Below are 4,061 nucleotides of genomic sequence, written 5' to 3' on the forward strand. Positions count from 1 at the left end.
CCAGGCGCTTGAGCCAAAGGCAAAAGCCGTTGCGCTCCCAATAGAGGATTTTCACCCGATTACGGTGGCGATTCAGAAAAACGAAAAGCACGGGGTCAAACACGGCCACTTTGATATCCAGCTCGACTAGGGCGGCCAGGCCGTCGATGGATTTTCGGAAGTCCACCGGCTTGGGGTAGAGGTATACCTTTTCGACTTTTGCATCGGGACGCATCATGTGGGGCAGGCTCCTGAGAGAGTTCGGGAGCTTAGCATCGGGCATCAAATATCGGCTTGGAATGTGGGCTTCATGGAGCGGTTACCTCACTTTTACGCTTCTGTATTGATCTTGTTGCGGGTAGGATGCATATCAACCAAGGGTGAGAATTCTGCGGACGCCCTAAACTTAACGGAACCATGCAGGAGCAAATTATGTATCGATACCTACCACCTTCATACGCCTAGTCTTGAAGATTGATGCAGTGATTTATCTCAGCCTGTTTTAACGCAGACTCAAAAGAAACCAGATAAAGAATTTACCCAGTGATAGATACCGATATAGTTTCAAAAGTGTTGGCAATACTATTCAGCTTCGGAATTTTTGGAGCCGCGCTGCTGTTCAAGTCATATACAAGATCTTGGTCGTCGCCACCTGTTATATTTGCGTTGTTTTGGTTTTTGTTTACATTTTTCCCGCTGGTTGTAATGTTCTCGATACCTATCGACCCCTACTCGATACTGTTTATTTTGTGCTGCGTAATACTTTTCGGAATGCCGTGTTTATTTTTCCCTTGGGGATTTGCTATAGCAGCAAATAACTTGAAGCTTACAGAATCCCCAGATCTTTACTCCGGTAAGCTTTTTTCATTGGCCTTCTACTGTATGCAGACATCAGTTGTCGCCTGCATACTCGCCAACCTCTCCATACAAGGGTTCTCACCTGCTGACTTTTTTAGCGATCTGCTCGGGACGGCTAACAAATATCTTGTTGCAAGATACGAAGGCAGAATAACTCCGAACATATACGCTCAGTTAGGTGTGGCTCTTAACTACACGGGCGTGTGTATTGGAGGGATGATAGTAGGTAATCGGAAAAATATTTTTAGAAAGCTGATTGTGTTTGCAATGAGCTTTATACCGTCCGCTCTGCACATGCTCATTTATGCCGACAAAGGAACGTTATTTTTATCTGCGGCACTATTCTACGGTGGAGTAATTATTGCAAGGACGCACACGGGTGACACCGACCTGACAAACAAAAAAACCAACAGAGTTGCACTTGTCTCAGTATTGGTGCTATTCCCAATTTTAATGGCGTCCTTTATGGCGAGGGGGATTGGTGATGGAACCACGAGCCAAACCATAGAGCGGCTACAGTATTATATGTCTTCCTATGCATTCGGTCATCTGTATGCATTTTCCGACTGGTTTTCAAGTATTACTTCGGGCGATTCGCGCAGCATATTTTACAATTCAAGTGACTACACGTATGGCTTGTATACTTTTATGGCGATTTTTAAGTTTTTCGGCGATACAACTTATATTCCAGACGGTTACTATGATGAGTACTATAATTTCAATGATATAATTCAAACAAATATCTATACGATATATCGTGGGCTAATTCAAGACTTCAGTTTTTTTGGGGCGCTCATTTATATGGCGTGTAGTGGATTTTTATTTAATCTCGCATATTATCGACTGTTAATAAGTAGGATGCCAGTGTTCTCTGCGGCGCTGTATATCTGTATGATTGGTTATATATACTCTACGTTTCTTATAAGTATCATGACTTGGAATAGTATTTTTGGGGTATTTATTTTCCTGTCACTCATTTTTATGGCAAATTGCACTTTTAATGAAATGGGTAAAAGAAGCTTGGTCGCAACATAAATATTATGACTCGGCCACTTATCATCGCAGCATCAGCACTTTCAATCATTGAAACTGGGCTGTCGACCATGAGCAGGAATCGGTAGAGGTAGCATCTGGGCCAGTCTATCAAACTATTCGATCTGGCCCGATTTAGCCTTTTACATTCAGTAGTTGTAAAAGCCGGAACCTGTTTTCCGCCCAAGTCGATTAGCTCTAACCATTTTTCTTAGTAGTGGGTGAGCTCTGTATTTGGAGTCGCCGGTTTCGTTATGTAGTGTTTCCATGATCGATAGGTTGACGTCATTACCAATAAGGTCTGCCAGTGCTAGCGGTCCTATCGGATGGTTCGCTCCAAGCTTCATGGCCTTGTCTATTTCTTCGGCGCTGGCTACACCCTCTGCCAATATTCCGATGGCTTCATTGATCATCGGAATCAGCATTCTATTGACTATGAATCCCGGGGCCTCATTAACCAGTACTGGGTCTTTGCCTAATGATTTAGCAAAATTCATCGCCCAGATTTCGGTTTCTTTTGATGTTGAAAGCCCGACGATTATTTCAATCAGTTTCATTACTGGCGCGGGGTTGAAGAAATGCAGGCCAATAACGTTTTGGGGATTTTTTGTCAGGCTTGCCAGTTCTGTTATTGAAAGAGAAGAAGTGTTGGATGCTATTACTGCGTTAGGGTTTGCGGTCGTTGCAATTTCCTTGAATATGCAGTGCTTGACATTCATGTCTTCAGACACGGCCTCGATAATCAAGCCGCAATCCGAGATTTCTTTATATTCACTCGTGATAGAGACTTTTTTGGAGAAGCTGGACACGTCTTCTGGTGATAGTCTTTTTTTGTTCACCATTCGGTCCCACTGAGTATTAAGATCCTCCAGTGGTACAGCGCAAGCTTGCGCAGATCGGCCAACCCACACTATCGAAGAAACACAGTTCGATTGTGCAAGGACCTGAACAATGCCCTTTCCCATTGTTCCTGAACCAATAACAGCAACCTTGATTTTTTCCATTGCTAATTTAATCCTTTACTTGGAAACTTTGCGGAGTGGCTTTGCCGGGTTTCCAAAAACCGTTGTGTATGGATCAACGCTTTTTGTCACTACGGAACCCATACCGACAATGGCGCCCTCTCCTATAATTATTGGTCTGTCCGGGGTGCCCTGTTTAATCATTGCGCCTGTTCCGATATAGGCGTGATCTTCAATCACTACACTTCCGTTGCATTGAACGTTAGGAGCGAATGTGACGAAGTCACCAATGACACAATCATGCGCAACGTATGAGTAAATGTTTGCGTGAAAAAAAGCGCCAATTTTTGCATTTGCTGTGACCGTAGTAAATGGGCAAAAAACGGCGCCGACGCCTATTGAGTTATTACTTAGGTTTACTGAGTTCGTGGCTGATATAGAAAAAGGCTTTATGTTCAGTGATATTAGTTTTTCAGAAATAGATTGCCGTACTTGGCTGTTGGCTATCGTTATGTTGAAAAACTTATCGCCTTTCATTTCTATAAAGGATTCAGTGTTTATGACACTGTATCCATTAATTGTTTCTTCTTGAGCGTTGTCATCCACGAAGACAATTTTAAATTCGTCCTGAGTGATCATGCCTAGCATTTCGGTTGCGAGAGGTGCTACTTCTCGCCCAAAACCGCCAGCTCCAACAATTGCATAAATTTTCATTTTTGATCCTTAATTTCTATCTGGAGGCAGCTATAACCTGGAAGGTTTTGAGACACGCAGGGCCGCTGAGTTCATGGATTCGGCAGGATTCTACAGGCGAATGAGTCTTGTGTCAGGGGTGGGAAAACGCTGCAGAGATGGTATTCGGTCGGCAGGCAATCAGCGACGCGCAAGGCATTTCCATGAGGGAGGCGCTGCTTGAGGCAATCACTGGCAGTCTCAATGCCAGAAAGATCTTCGTCGACGTCGAGGCGATCGTGTTATTTGACTATGCCGTCGCCAGCCTGCCGTTGGTCGTTTTGAAGGGCTCGGTATCCGGCATTACCACTCCCCCTGAACACTGATTACGTTTTTTCAACATCATGACCTTTTCAGATGCTCGGCCATGTTGCGTATTTCGCTCATCGTGACCGGTCATTTCGCTAACAACGTGACCGATCCCTCCACCCCATTGCGCGGGGTCTAAATTCTAACCGCATCGGTCACGATGCCGCCTCTTCTTCCGTCTTTTGACGT

General features: G+C 44.4%; 5 protein-coding genes. 2 read left to right on the plus strand and 3 right to left on the minus strand.

Annotation, left to right across the window (positions count from 1 at the left end; translation table 11 throughout):
- Positions 1 to 217, minus strand: a 217-nt coding sequence (tnpB, locus tag ACZYSM_RS28975; RefSeq protein WP_239945233.1) for an IS66 family insertion sequence element accessory protein TnpB, incomplete at its 3' end; no start/stop codon positions are given.
- Positions 218 to 522: 305 nt separating this feature from the next.
- On the opposite strand from tnpB, the gene ACZYSM_RS28980 reads away from it, so the two are divergent.
- Entirely contained in the window at positions 523 to 1,872 is a 1,350-nt protein-coding gene (locus tag ACZYSM_RS28980; protein ID WP_489077071.1) for an O-antigen polymerase, read from the plus strand.
- A 146-nt stretch (positions 1,873 to 2,018) separates the two neighbouring features.
- Here the strand turns inward: ACZYSM_RS28980 and ACZYSM_RS28985 are convergent, their stop codons facing one another.
- Positions 2,019 to 2,873 (minus strand): 3-hydroxyacyl-CoA dehydrogenase family protein, encoded by an 855-nt coding sequence (locus tag ACZYSM_RS28985; protein ID WP_489077073.1) that lies wholly within the window; start codon positions 2,871 to 2,873, stop codon positions 2,019 to 2,021.
- Positions 2,874 to 2,888: 15 nt separating this feature from the next.
- Positions 2,889 to 3,545: an acetyltransferase gene (locus tag ACZYSM_RS28990; RefSeq protein ID WP_489077075.1), complete on the minus strand. Its 657-nt coding sequence runs from the start codon at positions 3,543 to 3,545 to the stop codon at positions 2,889 to 2,891.
- Positions 3,546 to 3,682: 137 nt separating this feature from the next.
- Between ACZYSM_RS28990 and ACZYSM_RS28995 the strand changes: the two genes are divergently transcribed.
- Positions 3,683 to 3,889: a hypothetical protein gene (locus ACZYSM_RS28995; protein ID WP_489077077.1), complete on the plus strand. Its 207-nt coding sequence runs from the start codon at positions 3,683 to 3,685 to the stop codon at positions 3,887 to 3,889.
- The last annotated feature ends 172 nt before the right edge of the window (positions 3,890 to 4,061 follow it).

The organism is Pseudomonas sp. F220 (assembly GCF_057813935.1).

Bases quoted from the DNA above. Each gene is read 5' to 3' on its own strand.
- ACZYSM_RS28990 (WP_489077075.1), bottom strand. From the start codon at position 3,545: ATGAAAATTTATGCAATTGTTGGAGCTGGCGGTTTTGGGCGAGAAGTA.
- ACZYSM_RS28985 (WP_489077073.1), bottom strand. From the start codon at position 2,873: ATGGAAAAAATCAAGGTTGCTGTTATTGGTTCAGGAACAATGGGAAAG.
- ACZYSM_RS28995 (WP_489077077.1), top strand. From the start codon at position 3,683: ATGGTATTCGGTCGGCAGGCAATCAGCGACGCGCAAGGCATTTCCATG.